At 70.2% G+C, this 15,259-nt stretch carries 10 protein-coding genes; 5 read left to right on the plus strand and 5 right to left on the minus strand.

Translation table 11 applies throughout. The features are described 5' to 3' along the window. Window positions 1-73: 73 nt before the first annotated feature. Complete coding sequence (locus ACIQE0_RS26070) at window positions 74-745, plus strand: response regulator transcription factor (protein WP_366330907.1); 672 nt, start codon at window positions 74-76, stop codon at window positions 743-745. 164 nt (window positions 746-909) lie between these two features. On the opposite strand, the gene ACIQE0_RS26075 is transcribed toward ACIQE0_RS26070, so the two are convergent. The 4 genes from ACIQE0_RS26075 to metH all read right to left on the minus strand — a co-directional run bounded on the left by ACIQE0_RS26075 (window position 910) and on the right by metH (window position 8,941). After that, the gene (locus tag ACIQE0_RS26075; protein WP_366330906.1) at window positions 910-2,502 is read right to left on the minus strand and encodes an ABC transporter substrate-binding protein; all 1,593 of its coding nucleotides are present in this window, start codon (window positions 2,500-2,502) and stop codon (window positions 910-912) included. 84 nt (window positions 2,503-2,586) lie between these two features. Beyond that, complete coding sequence (locus tag ACIQE0_RS26080; protein ID WP_366330905.1) at window positions 2,587-4,194, minus strand: ABC transporter substrate-binding protein; 1,608 nt, start codon at window positions 4,192-4,194, stop codon at window positions 2,587-2,589. 360 nt (window positions 4,195-4,554) lie between these two features. Continuing rightward, window positions 4,555-5,268, minus strand: a complete 714-nt coding sequence (locus tag ACIQE0_RS26085) for an HAD family phosphatase (RefSeq protein ID WP_366330904.1) — start codon at window positions 5,266-5,268, stop codon at window positions 4,555-4,557. A 163-nt stretch (window positions 5,269-5,431) separates the two neighbouring features. Next, window positions 5,432-8,941, minus strand: coding sequence for a methionine synthase (gene metH / locus ACIQE0_RS26090; RefSeq protein WP_402336579.1), 3,510 nt, complete (start codon window positions 8,939-8,941; stop codon window positions 5,432-5,434). A 237-nt stretch (window positions 8,942-9,178) separates the two neighbouring features. Here metH and ACIQE0_RS26095 point away from each other — a divergent pair, with 237 nt between their 5' ends. The 4 genes from ACIQE0_RS26095 (at window position 9,179) to ACIQE0_RS26110 (ending at window position 14,183) form a co-directional block, all read left to right on the plus strand. Next, the gene (locus ACIQE0_RS26095) at window positions 9,179-9,943 is read left to right on the plus strand and encodes an IclR family transcriptional regulator (protein ID WP_402336581.1); all 765 of its coding nucleotides are present in this window, start codon (window positions 9,179-9,181) and stop codon (window positions 9,941-9,943) included. Window positions 9,944-10,170: 227 nt separating this feature from the next. Then, on the plus strand, window positions 10,171-10,959 hold the full coding sequence (locus ACIQE0_RS26100; RefSeq protein ID WP_366330901.1) for an MIP/aquaporin family protein: 789 nt from the start codon (window positions 10,171-10,173) through the stop codon (window positions 10,957-10,959). A 49-nt stretch (window positions 10,960-11,008) separates the two neighbouring features. Then, a complete protein-coding gene (gene glpK / locus ACIQE0_RS26105; RefSeq protein WP_366330900.1) occupies window positions 11,009-12,565 on the plus strand; it encodes a glycerol kinase GlpK in 1,557 nt (518 codons plus the stop codon). A gap of 13 nt (window positions 12,566-12,578) precedes the next feature. Next, window positions 12,579-14,183, plus strand: coding sequence for an FAD-dependent oxidoreductase (locus ACIQE0_RS26110; protein WP_402336584.1), 1,605 nt, complete (start codon window positions 12,579-12,581; stop codon window positions 14,181-14,183). Between the two features lie 142 nt (window positions 14,184-14,325). On the opposite strand, the gene ACIQE0_RS26115 is transcribed toward ACIQE0_RS26110, so the two are convergent. Next, window positions 14,326-15,096, minus strand: a complete 771-nt coding sequence (locus tag ACIQE0_RS26115; protein ID WP_366330898.1) for an SDR family oxidoreductase — start codon at window positions 15,094-15,096, stop codon at window positions 14,326-14,328. Window positions 15,097-15,259 lie beyond the last annotated feature (163 nt).

Here is a 15,259-nt window from a genome sequence, read left to right on the forward strand (position 1 = left end):
CCGGGCGCACGCAGGGCAGAATGGAGCAGATCCAAGAGGTATCGAAGGATCTTCCCCCGTCGAAGGAGAGCTTGTGGCCATCCGCGTCCTGCTGGTCGACGACCAGCCCCTGCTGCGTACGGGATTCCGGATGATCCTGGAGGCCGAGCAGGATCTGGCGGTCGTCGGTGAGGCGGGTGACGGGCTCCAGGCGCTGGAGCAGGTGCGGGCACTCCAGCCGGACGTGGTGCTGATGGACATCCGGATGCCGCGGATGGACGGCGTCGAGGCGACCCGGCAGATCACCGGCCCGGAGAAGGACGGTCCGGCGAAGGTGCTGGTGCTGACCACCTTCGACCTGGACGAGTACGTCGTCGAGGCGCTGCGGGCCGGGGCCAGCGGCTTCCTGCTCAAGGACGCCCCGGCCAACGAACTGGTGCAGGCGATCCGGGTGGTGGCGGCGGGCGAGGCGATGCTCGCGCCGAGCATCACCCGCCGGCTGCTGGACAAGTACGCCGGGCATCTGCCGTCGGGCGAGGAGCCGCTGCCGGACACCCTCCACACGCTCACCGAGCGGGAGGTGGAGGTGCTGAAGCTGGTGGCCCGCGGGCTGTCGAACGCCGAGATCGCCGCGGACCTCTTCGTCAGCGAGACGACGGTCAAGACGCACGTCGGCCATGTGCTGACGAAGCTGGGGCTGCGGGACCGCGTGCAGGCGGCGGTGTACGCGTACGAGAGCGGCCTGGTGCGGCCCGGCGCGCAGTAACGGCCCCCGCGCCGCTGGACGTACGACGGCGGGGCCGGTCCGGGAGTTCCCGGTCCGGCCCCGCCGTCGTGTGCGGTGCGGTGCCCGTTCGCCCGGACCCTCAAGGGCCGGCCCGGGCGAACGGTTCCTGGGGCGCTTCTGACGGATCTCCGTGGAGGAGCGCCCTAGACGCCGGCCGACTTGCTGATCTCCCAGAAGCGGAAGACCGTCGAGGAGTCCAGGGTCCACTCCAGGCCGGAGACTCCCTGACGGGCCACCGCGTACTGCTTGCCCTGCCAGATCGGGATGACCGGCAGGTCCTTGGCGACGATGTCCTGGAGTTCGCGGAAGGCGGCCTTGGTGGCGCCGCGGTCGGGCTGGTCGGCGGTCTGCGGCAGCAGCCGGCCGGTGATGTCCGCGGAGCTGTAGTGATTGGCCAGCACGCTGTCCTTGCCGAAGAACGGCTGGGTGAAGTTGTCCGGGTCCGGGTAGTCCGGGATCCAGCCCTTGACGTAGACGCCGAACGTGCCGCCGGCCACGCCCTGGTCGTAGGCGCGGGTGGACGCGCTGCGCACCGTGGCGTCGAACAGGCCGCTGGCGTTGAGCTGTTGGGCGATCTTCTGGACGGCGGCGACGGTGCCGGGGCCGAACCGGTCGGGGGTGGCCCACAGGGTGAGCGGGGCCTTGCCCTGGATGCCGGCCTCGCGCAGGGCGGCGGCGGCCTTGGCGGGCTGCGGCCGGTCGCCGTAGCTGGCGAAGAAGGCGGTGTTGTGGCCGGTGATACCGGCCGGCACGACCGAGTAGAGCGGTTCGGCGGTGCGCTGGTAGACGTCCCGGACGAGGCTGGAGCGGTCCAGCAGGTAGGCGACGGCCTTGCGGACGCCGAGCTTGCCGGCCACCGGGTCCTTGAGGTTGAAGACCAGGTGCATGACCTCGGCGCTGCCGCCCTCGACGACCTGGGTGCCGTGCTGCTGGTGCATGGAGGCCTGGTCGAGGGCCGCGATGTCCTTCATGGCCAGGCCGCGGTAGGCGACGTCGACGCCGCCGCTCTGGACGGCCTTCTTGAGCTGGTCGGGGCCGGTGAAGAACTTCAGGGTCAGCCCGGAGTTCCGGGGCTTGGCGGGGCCCTTGTAGGACGAGTTGACGGAGAACTCGGCCTGCTCGGGGCCGTAGGAGTCCAGGGTGTAGACGCCGGAGCCGACGGCCTCGCCGTCGGTGCGCAGCCGGTCGGCGGGGTACTCGGCGTGGTCGACGATGGAGCCGGCGCCCGAGGCGATCTTCATGGGGAAGGTGGCGTCGGGCGACTTGAGGTGGAAGACCACGGTCTTGGCGTCCGGCGCCTCGACGGAGTCCAGGGACGCGAACATCACGGCGGGGCCGCGCTTGTCCTTGATGCGCTGGATGCGGTCGAAGGAGTACTTGACGTCCTCGGCGGTGAGCGGGTCGCCGTTGCTGAAGGACAGTCCGTCCTTGAGGGTGCAGCGGTAGGTCTTGCTACCGCCGGTGAAACCGCAGCTCTCGGCGGCCTCCGGTTCGGGGGTGGTGCTGCCCTTGGGGAAGCTGAGCAGCGATTGGAAGACGTTGTTGAACAGCAGCCAGGAGCCGGGGTCGTACCCCGACGCCGGGTCGGTGGCAACGACCTTGTCGGTCATGCCCATGACGACGGACTCGCCGTGGCCGGACAACCCTGAGGTGTCCGCGCTGCACCCGGCGACCGCGAGCAGGGCGGTCGCCAGCCCCGCTCCGATCGGGGCCGCGAGCCACTGGTCACGCTTCACTCGGTGGTTCCTCACGTTCTGGTGGTGCCGATCGCGCCGCGGCGGGGTGCCGCGGCGGAAGACGGAGCGGGGCGGTGCGCGCGATCAGCTGGCGACGCCGCGCCCCAGCTCCCACATCTGGAGCGCCGAGGAGGAGTTGAGCGCCCATTCGATGCCGGTGATGTTGTCGCGGGCGGCGACGTACTGCTTGCCCTGCCACAGCGGGAGGTAGGGCACGTCCTCGGCGAGGATGTCCTGGACCTGCTTGAAGCCGGTCGCGGCGGCGGTGCGGTCGGCCTGCTGGCGGGTGCCGGGGATCAGCTGCGACTCGATCTTGTCGTTGCGGTAGGGGGAGTTGAGGAAGTTCCCCTTGCCGACGAAGGGCGCGAGGTAGTTGTCCGCGTCGGGGAAGTCGGGGAACCATCCCATGCCGAACGCGGCGTACTTGTGGTTCGACTCGTCGGTGCGGAACTGCTGCCAGCGGTCGATGCCCTGGATGCGCACGTCGAACAGCTTGGTGCTGTTGAGCTGCTGCTGGAGGGCGGCGAACTCCTTGGCGATGCTGGCGCCGTAGTGGCTCTTGGGGTAGGTCAGGGTGAACTTCACCGGGGTGGTGATGTTGGCCTGCTGGAGGGTCTGCCGGGCGGCGGCGGCGTTGGGGCTGCCGTACTTGGTGAAGAAGGAGTTGATGTGCCCGCCGATGCCGGTGGGGACCAGGGAGTACAGCGGGTCAGCGGTGTAGGAGTAGACGTCGCGCACCAGCTGGGAGCGGTTGATGACCTGCGCCATCGCCTGCCGGACGGCCTTGTTGGAGACGGTCGGGTCGTTGGTGTTGAAGGCGATGTAGCGGATCTCCTGGCCGGGCATCTCCTGGAGCATCAGGTGCTTGTCCCGGGAGTTCTGCAGGCCCTTGACCTGGCCGGGCGTCAGACCGCGGGTCAGCAGGTCGATGTCGCCCTTGCGGAGCGCCTGCTCCATGTCCGCGGAGTCGTCGAAGAACCGCATCTCGACCTTGTCGTTCTTCACCGTCAGCCCGCCCTTGTACTCGGCGTTCTTGGTGAAGACGGCCTTGCTCAGGCGGTTGCCGCCGTGCTCGGTCTTGAGGGTGTACGGGCCCGAACCGACCGTCTCCCAGCCCTTGTAGAGGGCGTTGCGCGGGTAGACCTGGCTGTCGACGATGGCCGCCGCGGGGGTGGCGAGCTTCTGCGGGAAGGTGGCGTCCGGCTTGGTGAGGTGGAAGACCACCTCGGTGTCGCTGGGCGTCTCGACCCGGTCGATGTCGTCGAGCAACGACGCCGCGCCGTTGGGGTAGTTGATGCCCCGCAGCCGGTCGATGGAGAACTTCACGTCCTGCGCCGTCAGGGCGTGGCCGTTGGAGAACTTCAGACCGCTGCGCAGGGTGCACCGGTACTGCTCGTTCTGGGTGTCGCGGAAGCCGCACGACTCGGCGGCCTCGGGCACCGGAGCGGTGCCGGTCCTGGGCAGCCGCATCAGCGTCTGGAAGGTGCTGCGCAACACGTTCCAGACGTCGACGTCGTACGCCTGCGCCGGATCGAGCGGCGCGGGCGCCGCCTTGGTGGCCTCGATCTGCGAGGCGACACCGACGACGATCGGCGAGCCGCTGGAGCCCGCACCGTCGGAGTTGCCGCAAGCAGCGAGAGCTGGGACGAGGAGACCGGCCAGCGCCGGCAGCACCAAGGTCTTGCGATTCATCGTCGGCAGGTTCCTTATCAGCGCAGAGGTGTTGCTCGCGTCGAGATTAGTAGGAACCGCCAGCCCGTCATCGACGTAAGGAAGTTAGACCGATATGGCGATGCGATTACGGGCGCAGGGTGATCGATATCCGGACCGGGGAACGTTTCGCACGTTGCCCCACCAATCCGGACACTTACCCCTGGAGAATCCACCAAAGAGGGCCGCCGGAACACCCTTCACTCCCCCTGTCGACGACCGCACACGTGAGAAACGTCACGCCTCCCGGTGCCCCGGTGGCCGACGAATTACCCCCGAGTATTCGTCACGGAAAATAAGCGGATCGCTGCCGTGAGTTCCGGAGCATTCACCGCAGTACGCTCAGTGCACGCTGCCCTGGCTTTCCGTGATGAGCGCCCGGAGAAAAGGGAGATCGACTTCTTCGAGGGAACGCACCACGCTCCGCCCGGGAGCGGGCCGGATCGGCGTCACGGACGGCACCGCGACCACCCGGCAACCGGCGGCCTCCCCCGCGCGCACCCCGGTCAGGGTGTCCTCCACGACGGCGCACCGGGCCGGGTCCACGCCCAGGCGCGCCGCGGCGGTCAGATACGGGTCCGGGTGCGGTTTGGTCCGCGCCAGGTCGTCGCCGGCGACGGTGAGGGTGAAGTTCTCCGGGCCCAGGGAGTGCAGCAGTTGCTCGATGACGGTCCGGTGCGAGGCGGAGACCAGCGCGGTGGGCACCCGGTGCGCGACCAGCTCGGACAGCAGGCGGCGGGCGCCCGGCATCAGCGGGACGCCGCGGCTGATCCGGGCCACGAACGCCGCGTTGAGCAGGGTGCTCAGCTCCGTCAGGCCGATGTCGGCGCCGGTCGCCCGGAGCAGATAGCCGGCGCTGCGGGACATCGGCCCGCCGACGACCACCTCCCGGTGGCAGTCGTCGAGGACATGGCCGAGCCCGGCGAAGACCTCCGCCTCGGCCTCCCACCAGAAGCCCTCGGTGTCGACGAGGGTGCCGTCCAGATCGAGGAACACTGCCTGGAGGGTCGCGGCCTCGGCCGTACACGTGCCGACTGCGGGGATGCTGCTGGTCATCCATCCACCTCCGTCATGACGCCCCCGGAGGGACGAAAGGGCCGGCCGCCTCCCCCGGCGGGGGGAAACGACCGGCCACTACCGGATCGACCAGTGTACGACTGCGGCGGCCGGAACGCCCGGGGAGCGCACAAAACCGCTCCCCGGCCCCGGCCGCAGCGCGCTAACGCGCGTTGAAGTACTTGGCCTCCGGGTGGTGGATCACGATGGCGTCGGTGGACTGCTCGGGGTGGAGCTGGAACTCCTCGGAGAGCTCGACGCCGATCCGCTCCGGCCGGAGGAGGTCGGCGATCTTGGCGCGGTCCTCCAGGTCGGGGCAGGCGCCGTAGCCGAGGGAGAAGCGCGCGCCGCGGTACTTCAGCGCGAACATGTCCTCGACGTCGGACGGGTCCTCGCCGCCGAAGCCCAGCTCGGCGCGGACCCGGGCGTGCCAGTACTCGGCCAGCGCCTCGGCCAACTGGACGGACAGGCCGTGGAGTTCGAGGTAGTCGCGGTAGGAGTTGGCCGCGAACAGCTCGGCCGTGGCGCCGCCGATCCTGGAGCCGACGGTGACGACCTGGAGGCCGACGACGTCGGTCTCGCCGGACTCCTCGGGGCGGAAGAAGTCGGCCAGGCACAGCCGGCGGCCGCGGCGCTGGCGGGGGAAGGTGAAGCGGGTCCGCTCGGTGCCGTCCTCGCCCAGCAGGATCAGGTCGTCGCCCTTGGAGTGGCAGGGGAAGTAGCCGTGGACGACGGCCGCCTCCAGGAGATTCTCGGTCTGGAGCTTGTCCAGCCAGCCGCGCAGCCGGGGCCGGCCCTCGGTCTCCACCAGTTCCTCGTAGCTGGGGCCCTCGCCGGTGCGGGCCTGCTTGAGCCCCCACTGGCCCTTGAACAGCGCGCCCTCGTCGAGCCAGGAGGCGTAGTCGGCCAGCTGGATGCCCTTGACGACCCGGGTGCCCCAGAACGGCGGGGTGGGGACGGGGTTGTCGGTGGCGACGTCGGAGCGGGCCGCGCCCTGCTCCGGCTCGGGCTCGGCGACCTGGACGTGCCGCTTGGGCACCCGGCGCTGCTTCAGCTCGGGCAGCGCCGCACCGGGCACACCGCGCTTGACGGCGATGAGCGCGTCCATCAGCCGCAGGCCCTCGAACGCGTCCCGGGCGTAGCGGACTTCGCCCTCGTAGATCTCGTGCAGGTCCTGCTCGACGTAGGCGCGGGTGAGGGCGGCGCCGCCCAGGATGACGGGGTAGTCGGCCGCCATCTTGCGCTGGTTGAGCTCCTCCAGGTTCTCCTTCATGATCACCGTGGACTTCACCAGGAGCCCGGACATCCCGATCACGTCGGCGCGGTGCTCCTCGGCCGCCTCCAGGATCGCCGAAACCGGCTGCTTGATGCCGAGGTTGACGACGTTGTAGCCGTTGTTCGACAGGATGATGTCGACGAGGTTCTTGCCGATGTCGTGGACGTCGCCGCGGACGGTGGCCAGCACGATGGTGCCCTTGCCCTCGTCGTCGGACTTCTCCATGTGCGGCTCCAGATAGGCCACCGCGTTCTTCATCACCTCGGCGGACTGGAGCACGAACGGCAGCTGCATCTGGCCGGAACCGAACAGCTCGCCGACCACCTTCATGCCGTCCAGGAGGGTCTCGTTGACGATCTCCAGCGCCGGGCGCTCGGCGAGGGCGGCGTCGAGGTCGGCCTCCAGGCCGTTGCGCTCGCCGTCGATGATCCGGCGCTTGAGCCGCTCGTCCAGCGGCAGCGCCGCCAGCTCCTCGGTCTTGCTCGCCTTCAGCGACTTGGCGGTGGCGCCCTCGAACAGCCCCATCAGCTTCTGGAGCGGGTCGTAGCCCTCGGCGCGCCGGTCGTAGATCAGGTCCAGCGCCGTGCTGACCTGCTCCTCCTCCAGGCGGGCGATCGGCAGGATCTTCGAGGCGTGCACGATCGCGGAGTCCAGCCCGGCCTTGACGCACTCGTCCAGGAAGACGGAGTTGAGCACGATGCGGGCGGCGGGGTTGAGGCCGAAGGAGATGTTCGACAGGCCCAGGGTGGTCTGCACCTCGGGGTGGCGGCGCTTGAGCTCCCGGATCGCCTCGAGGGTGGCGATGCCGTCCTTGCGGGACTCCTCCTGGCCGGTGCAGATGGTGAAGGTCAGGCAGTCGATGAGGATGTCGGACTCGAGGATGCCCCAGTTGCCGGTCAGGTCGGCGATCAGCCGCTCGGCGATCTCGACCTTGTGCTCGGGGGTGCGGGCCTGGCCGTCCTCGTCGATGGTCAGCGCGATCAGCGCCGCACCGTGCTCGGCGGCGAGCCGGGTCACCTTCGCGAAGCGGGAGTCCGGCCCCGCGCCGTCCTCGTAGTTGACGGAGTTGAGCACCGCGCGGCCGCCGAGCTTCTCCAACCCGGCCTCCAGGACGTCGACTTCCGTGGAGTCCAGGACGATCGGGAGGGTGGAGGCGGTGGCGAACCGGCCGGCCAGCTCCGCCATGTCGGCCACGCCGTCCCGGCCCACGTAGTCCACGCACAGGTCCAGCATGTGCGCGCCCTCGCGGATCTGGTCGCGGGCCATCTCCACGCAGTCGTCCCAGCGGGCCTCCAGCATCGCCTCGCGGAACTTCTTCGACCCGTTGGCGTTGGTGCGCTCGCCGATCGCCAGATACGAGGTGTCCTGGCGGAACGGCACCGTCTGGTACAGCGACGCCGCACCCGGCTCGGGACGGGCCTGGCGGGCCGACGGGGCCACCCCGCGCACCCGCTCCACGACCTGCCGCAGGTGCTCGGGGGTGGTGCCGCAGCAGCCGCCGACCAGCGACAGCCCGTACTCGGCGACGAAGGTCTCCTGGGCGTCGGCCAACTCGGCGGCGCTCAGCGGGTAGTGGGCGCCGTCCTTGCCCAGCACCGGCAGGCCGGCGTTGGGCATACAGGACAGCGGGATGCGGGAGTGGCGGGCCAGATAGCGCAGGTGCTCGCTCATCTCGGCCGGGCCGGTGGCGCAGTTCAGACCGATCATGTCGATGCCCAGCGGCTCCAGCGCGGTCAGTGCCGCCCCGATCTCCGAGCCCAGCAGCATCGTGCCGGTGGTCTCGACGGTGACCGAGCAGATGACCGGGAGGTCGGTGCCGGTGGCCGCCAGGGCGCGGCGGGCGCCCAGCACGGCGGCCTTGGTCTGGAGCAGGTCCTGGGTGGTCTCCACCAGCAGGGCGTCCGCGCCGCCGGCGATCATGCCCTCGGCGTTGCTCTGGTAGGCGTCGCGCAGCGTGGCGTAGGCGACGTGGCCGAGGGTGGGGAGCTTGGTGCCCGGGCCCATGGAACCCAGGACGTAGCGCTGCCGGCCGGTTTCGGCGGTGAACTCGTCGGCGACCTCGCGGGCGATCCGCGCGCCCGCCTCCGACAACTCATGGACGCGGTCGGCGATGTCGTACTCGGCCAGGGCCGCGAAGTTGGCGCCGAAGGTGTTGGTCTCCACGCAGTCCACGCCCACCGCGAAGTACTCCTCGTGCACCGAGCGCACGATGTCGGGGCGGGTGAGGTTGAGGATCTCGTTGCAGCCCTCCAGCTGCTGGAAGTCCTCCATCGTCGGGTCCTGCGCCTGCAGCATCGTGCCCATGGCGCCGTCGGCGACCACGACGCGGGTGGCGAGCGCCTCGCGGAACGAGGTGACGCGGGACGGGCTGGTGGACGATGGCATGTTCGAAGCCATGGAGGTGCTCCCGTGGTTGCGACGGCTGTCGGCTTTGCACCCTCCTGCAGAGGGCGCACCCGGCCAGCGTAGCTTCCGGGCCGGGACAGGTGTTCTCCATTCCACGCCATGGACAGTCGGACCGCCGCTCGGCCGCGTCCGATATCCATGATCGTCGTTGGCCCGTACCTCTCCCCTTGGTCGGCATGGGCCGATATCGTTCAGCATTGTCGAACCAGATACTTCGGAGGTCGCCCGATGGCACGCACCATCCAGTCGCTGGAGCGAGCTGCCGCAATGCTGCGGCTGCTCGCGGGGGGAGAGCGGCGACTGAGCCTGTCCGACATCTCCTCCTCCTTGGGACTGGCCAAGGGAACCGCCCACGGGATCCTGCGCACGCTCCAGCAGGAGGGCTTCGTGGAGCAGGACCAGGCCTCGGGCCGCTACCAGCTCGGCGCCGAACTCCTGCGCCTGGGCAACAGCTACCTGGACGTCCACGAGCTGCGGGCCCGCGCCCTGGTGTGGACCGACGACCTGGCCCGCTCCAGCGGGGAGAGCGTCTACCTGGGCGTGCTGCACCAGCAGGGCGTACTGATCGTGCACCACGTCTTCCGCCCCGACGACAGCCGGCAGGTGCTGGAGGTCGGCGCGATGCACCCGCTGCACAGCACCGCGCTGGGCAAGGTGCTGTCGGCGTACGACCCGGTGGCGCACAGCGAGGCCGTGGAGGCCGAGCGGAAGGCGTTCACCGCGCGGACCACGACCACTCTGGCCGACTTCGAGGCCGTGCTGGATCTCACCCGGGCCCGCGGCTGGGCCGCGGACGTGGAGGAGACCTGGGAGGGCGTGGCCTCGATCGCAGCTCCGATCCACGACCGGCGCCGGATGCCGGTGGGCGCGGTGGGGGTCACAGGGGCCGTGGAACGGGTCTGCCGAGACGGCGAGCTGCGGCCGGAAATCGTCGCTGCTGTGAGGGATTGCGCACGTGCGGTCTCTCGTGACCTGGGCGCAGGGCGGTTTTGACCCCTTTCGCTCCAAGTGTTCACCTAAGTTTTTCGCCATAGAACCCTTGACGAGGTCTTGGAGGTAAATAAAACTGCCGTTCGTCGGTCGGCATTGCCGAACACCTAACGGCAATACGCGTTAGGGTGTGGTGTGCCGCGGGCCGACCAACGCCCTCTCGGAGGGTGCGGACCACCGGAGGGACCCGGGGTTCGCCTTCCCCTGGACGAAGGACAAAGGAGTCGCGGGTGTCCAGCTCCGACATCTTCATCAGCGAGACCATCGGTACCGCTGTTCTGATCTTGATGGGCGGTGGCGTGTGTGCCGCCGTCACCTTCAAGCGCTCCAAGGCGTTCAACGCCGGATGGGTCGCCATCGCCTTCGGGTGGGGCTTCGCCGTCCTGACGGGTGCCTACATCGCCGCCAAGTCCGGCGCGCATCTCAACCCCGCCGTGACCATCGGTCTGGCGATCAAGGGCGGCATCGAGTGGAACCAGGTGCCGGTGTACTTCGCCGGCGAGTTCCTCGGTGCCATGATCGGCGCGGTCCTGGTGTGGCTCACGTACTACGGGCAGTTCCGGGCGCATCTGACCGACCCGGAGGTGCTGGCCGGCCACAACGGCGAGGAGGGCATGGTCGACCCGGCCGCCGCTCCCAAGGCCGGCCCCGTGCTGGGCATCTTCTCCACCGGCCCGGAGATCCGGAACGTGGTGCAGAACCTCGTGACCGAGATCATCGCCACCATCGTGCTCGTGCTGGCGATCCTCACCCTCGGGCTGAGCGACAACGGCAAGGGCGTGGGTGTGATCGGCACGCTGCTGGTCGCGCTGGTCGTCACCGGCATCGGCCTCTCGCTCGGCGGCCCGACCGGATACGCGATCAACCCCGTCCGCGACCTCGGGCCGCGCATCGTGCACGCGCTGCTGCCGCTGCCGAACAAGGGTGGTTCCGACTGGGGCTACGCCTGGATCCCGGTCGTCGGCCCGCTGATCGGCGGAGCCCTCGCCGGGGGTATCTACCAGTTGGCGTTCGCCTGAGCCACCCGGCCACCCCGCCCCCGCCCGCACCGAAAACTTGGAGCACTCCATGAGCGACACCCCCCGTACGCCCTCCCACGGCCACGGCCCCTTCATCGCGGCCATCGACCAGGGCACCACGTCCAGCCGCTGCATCGTCTTCGACCGGGACGGCCGGATCGTCTCGGTCGACCAGAAGGAACACGAGCAGATCTTCCCCAAGCCGGGCTGGGTCGAACACAACGCGGTCGAAATCTGGGCCAACGTCCAGCAGGTCGTCGAGGGCGCCATCGAGAAGGCCGCCCAGAGCAACCCCGGCTTCACCTCGGCCGACGTCAAGGCGATCGGCATCACCAACCAGCGCGAGACCACTCTCCTCTGGGACAAGAACACCGGTGAGCCGGTCCACAACGCCATCGTCTGGCAGGACACCCGCACCGACGGGCTCTGCAAGGAGCTGGGCCGCAACGTCGGCCAGGACCGCTTCCGCCGGGAGACCGGTCTGCCGCTGGCCTCGTACTTCGCCGGCCCGAAGGTCCGCTGGCTGCTGGACAACGTCGAGGGCCTGCGCGAGCGCGCCGAGCGCGGCGAGATCCTCTTCGGCACCATGGACTCCTGGGTCATCTGGAACCTCACCGGTGGTGTCAACGGCGGCAAGCACGTCACCGACGTCACCAACGCCTCGCGCACCCTGCTGATGAACCTGCACACCCTCCAGTGGGACGAGCGCATCCTGGAGTCCATGGGCATCCCGGCCGCCCTGCTGCCCGAGATCCGGTCCTCCGCCGAGATCTACGGCACCACCGCCTCCGGTGTGCTCGCGGGCGTCCCGGTCGCCTCCGCGCTCGGCGACCAGCAGGCCGCGCTCTTCGGCCAGACCTGCTTCGAGCAGGGCGAGGCCAAGTCCACGTACGGCACCGGCACGTTCATGCTGATGAACACCGGTCACCAGCCGGTCAACTCCTACAACGGGCTGCTGACCACGGTCGGTTACCAGATCGGCGACGCACAGCCGGTCTACGCCCTGGAAGGCTCCATCGCCGTCACCGGCTCGCTCGTCCAGTGGATGCGCGACCAGATGGGGCTCATCAACAGCGCGGCCGAGATCGAGACGCTGGCCAGCACCGTCGAGGACAACGGCGGCGCGTACTTCGTGCCGGCCTTCTCCGGCCTGTTCGCCCCGTACTGGCGCTCCGACGCGCGCGGTGTCATCGCGGGCCTGACCCGCTACGTCACCAAGGCGCACATCGCCCGCGCCGTTCTCGAGGCCACTGCCTGGCAGACCCGCGAGATCACCGACGCCATGACCAAGGACTCCGGCGTCGACCTGACCGCACTCAAGGTCGACGGCGGCATGACCTCCAACAACCTGCTGATGCAGACCATCTCGGACTTCCTGGACGCCCCTGTGGTGCGTCCGATGGTCGCCGAGACGACCTGCCTCGGCGCTGCCTACGCGGCCGGACTGGCCGTCGGCTTCTGGTCCAGCACCGACGAACTGCGCGCCAACTGGCGCCGGGCCGCCGAATGGACCCCCCGCATGGAAGCGGCCACCCGTGACCGCGAGTACAAGAACTGGCTCAAGGCCGTCGAGCGGACCATGGGCTGGATCGACGACGAGAGCTGACGAGGAGCACATCATGAGCACCCTGCAGAGCGTCCCGGCCCTCGGGACGCACCCGGCCGCCGGTTCCCTGCCGAGCCGCGCCGAAACCCGGGAGCAGCTGTCCAAGGCGACGTACGACCTCCTGGTGATCGGCGGCGGCATCCTGGGCATCTCCACCGCCTGGCACGCCGCGCAGGCCGGACTGCGGGTTGCCCTGGTGGACGCCGGCGACTTCGCCGGCGCCACCTCCTCCGCCTCCTCCAAGCTGCTGCACGGCGGTCTGCGCTACCTGCAGACCGGTGCGGTCAAGCTGGTGGCGGAGAACCACTTCGAGCGGCGCGCGGTCTCCCGTGAGGTGGCCCCGCACCTGGCCAACCCGCTCACCTTCTACCTGCCGGTCTACAAGGGCGGCCCGCACGGCGCGGCCAAGCTCGGCGCGGGCGTCTTCGCCTACTCCGCGCTCTCCGCGTTCGGCGACGGCGTCGGCCACGTCATAAGCCCGGCCAAGGCCCAGCGCGACGTCCCGGAACTGCGCACGGAGAACCTCAAGGCCGTGGCCGTGTACGGCGACGACCAGATGAACGACTCCCGGATGGCGCTGATGACCGTCCGCGCGGCGGTCGCCGCCGGCGCCACGGTCCTCAACCACTCCGAGGTCACCGGCCTGCGCTCCACCCAGGGCCGGGTCACCGGCGCGGAGCTCAAGGACCGCCTGGACGGAGCTGAGTTCGGCGTCGACGCCCGCCTGGTCCTCAACGCCACCGGCCCCTGGGTCGACCACCTGCGCAAGATGGAGGACCCCAACGCGGCCCCCTCCATCCGCCTCTCCAAGGGCGCCCACCTGGTCCTCAAGCGCACCTCCCCCTGGAAGGCCGCGCTGGCCACCCCGATCGACAAGTACCGCATCACCTTCGCCCTCCCCTGGGAGGACATGCTGCTGCTCGGTACCACCGACGAGGAGTACGAGGGCGACCCGGCGGACGTCGCGGTCACCGAGAAGGACACCGCCCAGATCCTGGACGAGGCCGCCTTCTCCGTCCGCGACCAGCAGCTCTCCCGTGACCTGATCACCTACGCGTTCGCCGGTCTGCGGGTGCTGCCCGGCGGCCCCGGCGACACCTCCAAGGCCAAGCGCGAGACGGTGGTCACCGAGGGCAGCGGCGGGATGCTGTCGGTCGCCGGCGGCAAGTGGACCACCTTCCGGCACATCGGCCGCACGGTGATGAACAAGCTCGCCGCGCTGCCCGGCCACCCGCTGGCCGAGGACATGGAGCCGATGGCGCGGCTGCCGAAGAAGCTCCCGCTGCCCGGTATCGCCAACCCCCACGCGGTCGCCCACCGGCTGCTGGTGGACGGCGGCACCCCCGGCCCGCAGATGGCCGCCGACACCGCGCGCCACCTCGCCACGCACTACGGCTCGCTCTCCTTCGACATCGCCCGCCTGGCGAACGAGGACCCGGCGCTGGCCGAGCGGATCCACCCCGACGCCCCGGAGATCTGGGCGCAGGTCGCCTACGCCCGGGACCACGAGTGGGCGGAGACCGCCGACGACGTGCTGCGCCGCCGGACCACGCTGACCATCCGCGGCCTGGACAACGAGGACGTGCGGGCCCGCGTCGAGAAGATGCTCAAGGGCTGACATCCGGTCAGTCGACCGACAGGACAACGGTGCTGGGGCGGCCTACGGGCCGCCCCAGTGCCGTATCCGCGGCCGTCTGCGGCTCCCGCGGACGGTGGGCGACACCCGCAACGACCGTGCGGTGCGCCCGCGTTGGCGGGGTTCAGGCCGCGAATCCGCCGTCCACCGCGAGCGCGGCACCGGTGATGTACCGGCCGCCCTCGCCCGCCAGGTGGGCCACCGTCGCCGCCACGTCCGCCGGCCGCCCGTAGGCGCCGAGCGAGGTCAACCCGGCCTGGAATTCCGCGCTCTCGCCGTCCGCCGGGTTCATGTCGGTGTCGATGGGACCGGGGTGGACGAGGTTGACCGTGATGCCGCGCGGCCCGAGTTCCCGGGCCAGCGCCTTGGTCAGGCCGGTGAGCGCGGCCTTGCTGGTGGCGTAGAGGGAGCCGCCGGGGAAGGCCACCCGCTCGGCCATGCAGCTGCCGATCGAGATGATCCGGCCGCCCTCGGCGAGGTGGGCGGCCGCGGCCTGCGCAGCCAGGAACGGGCCCCGGACGTTGGTGGCCAGCACCCGGTCCACCTCGTCGAGCGCGAGCCCCTCGAAGGGGCCTATGACGCCCGCACCCGCGTTGTTGACCAGGATGTCCAGCCGCCCCCACCGGTCGGCCGCGGCGGCGACCGAGGCCCGCACCGCCTCCGGGTCCGCACCGTCGGCCCGGAGCGCGCAGGCCCGCCCGCCGGCCTCCTCGATCTCCCGGACGACCCCGGCGGCCAGGTCCTCCCGGTGCCGGTAGGTCAGCGCCACCGCCGCGCCATCGGCCGCCAGACGCAGCGCGATCGCCGCACCGATCCCCCGGCTGCCGCCGGTCACCAGGGCCGCCCTGCCGGCCAGCGGGCGGGCCGCGGATGCCATGGCCGTCGTCATCGTCATCACCGTGTCTCACCTCAACAGTCGAGAAAAAAGCACCGAGTTGAGGAGCTACGAGGTGCTTTCGGCACCTCTGCGTGCTTCCTCCGCGGTACGGCTCGATCCTCCGGCACGGCGGCTGACGGTGCTGGCGGAATCCGGACGCGGAGTCCGCGCCCGGGCCCGG

The sequence above is a fragment of the Streptomyces sp. NPDC093097 genome (genome assembly GCF_044754325.1).
Taxonomy (GTDB): domain Bacteria; phylum Actinomycetota; class Actinomycetes; order Streptomycetales; family Streptomycetaceae; genus Streptomyces.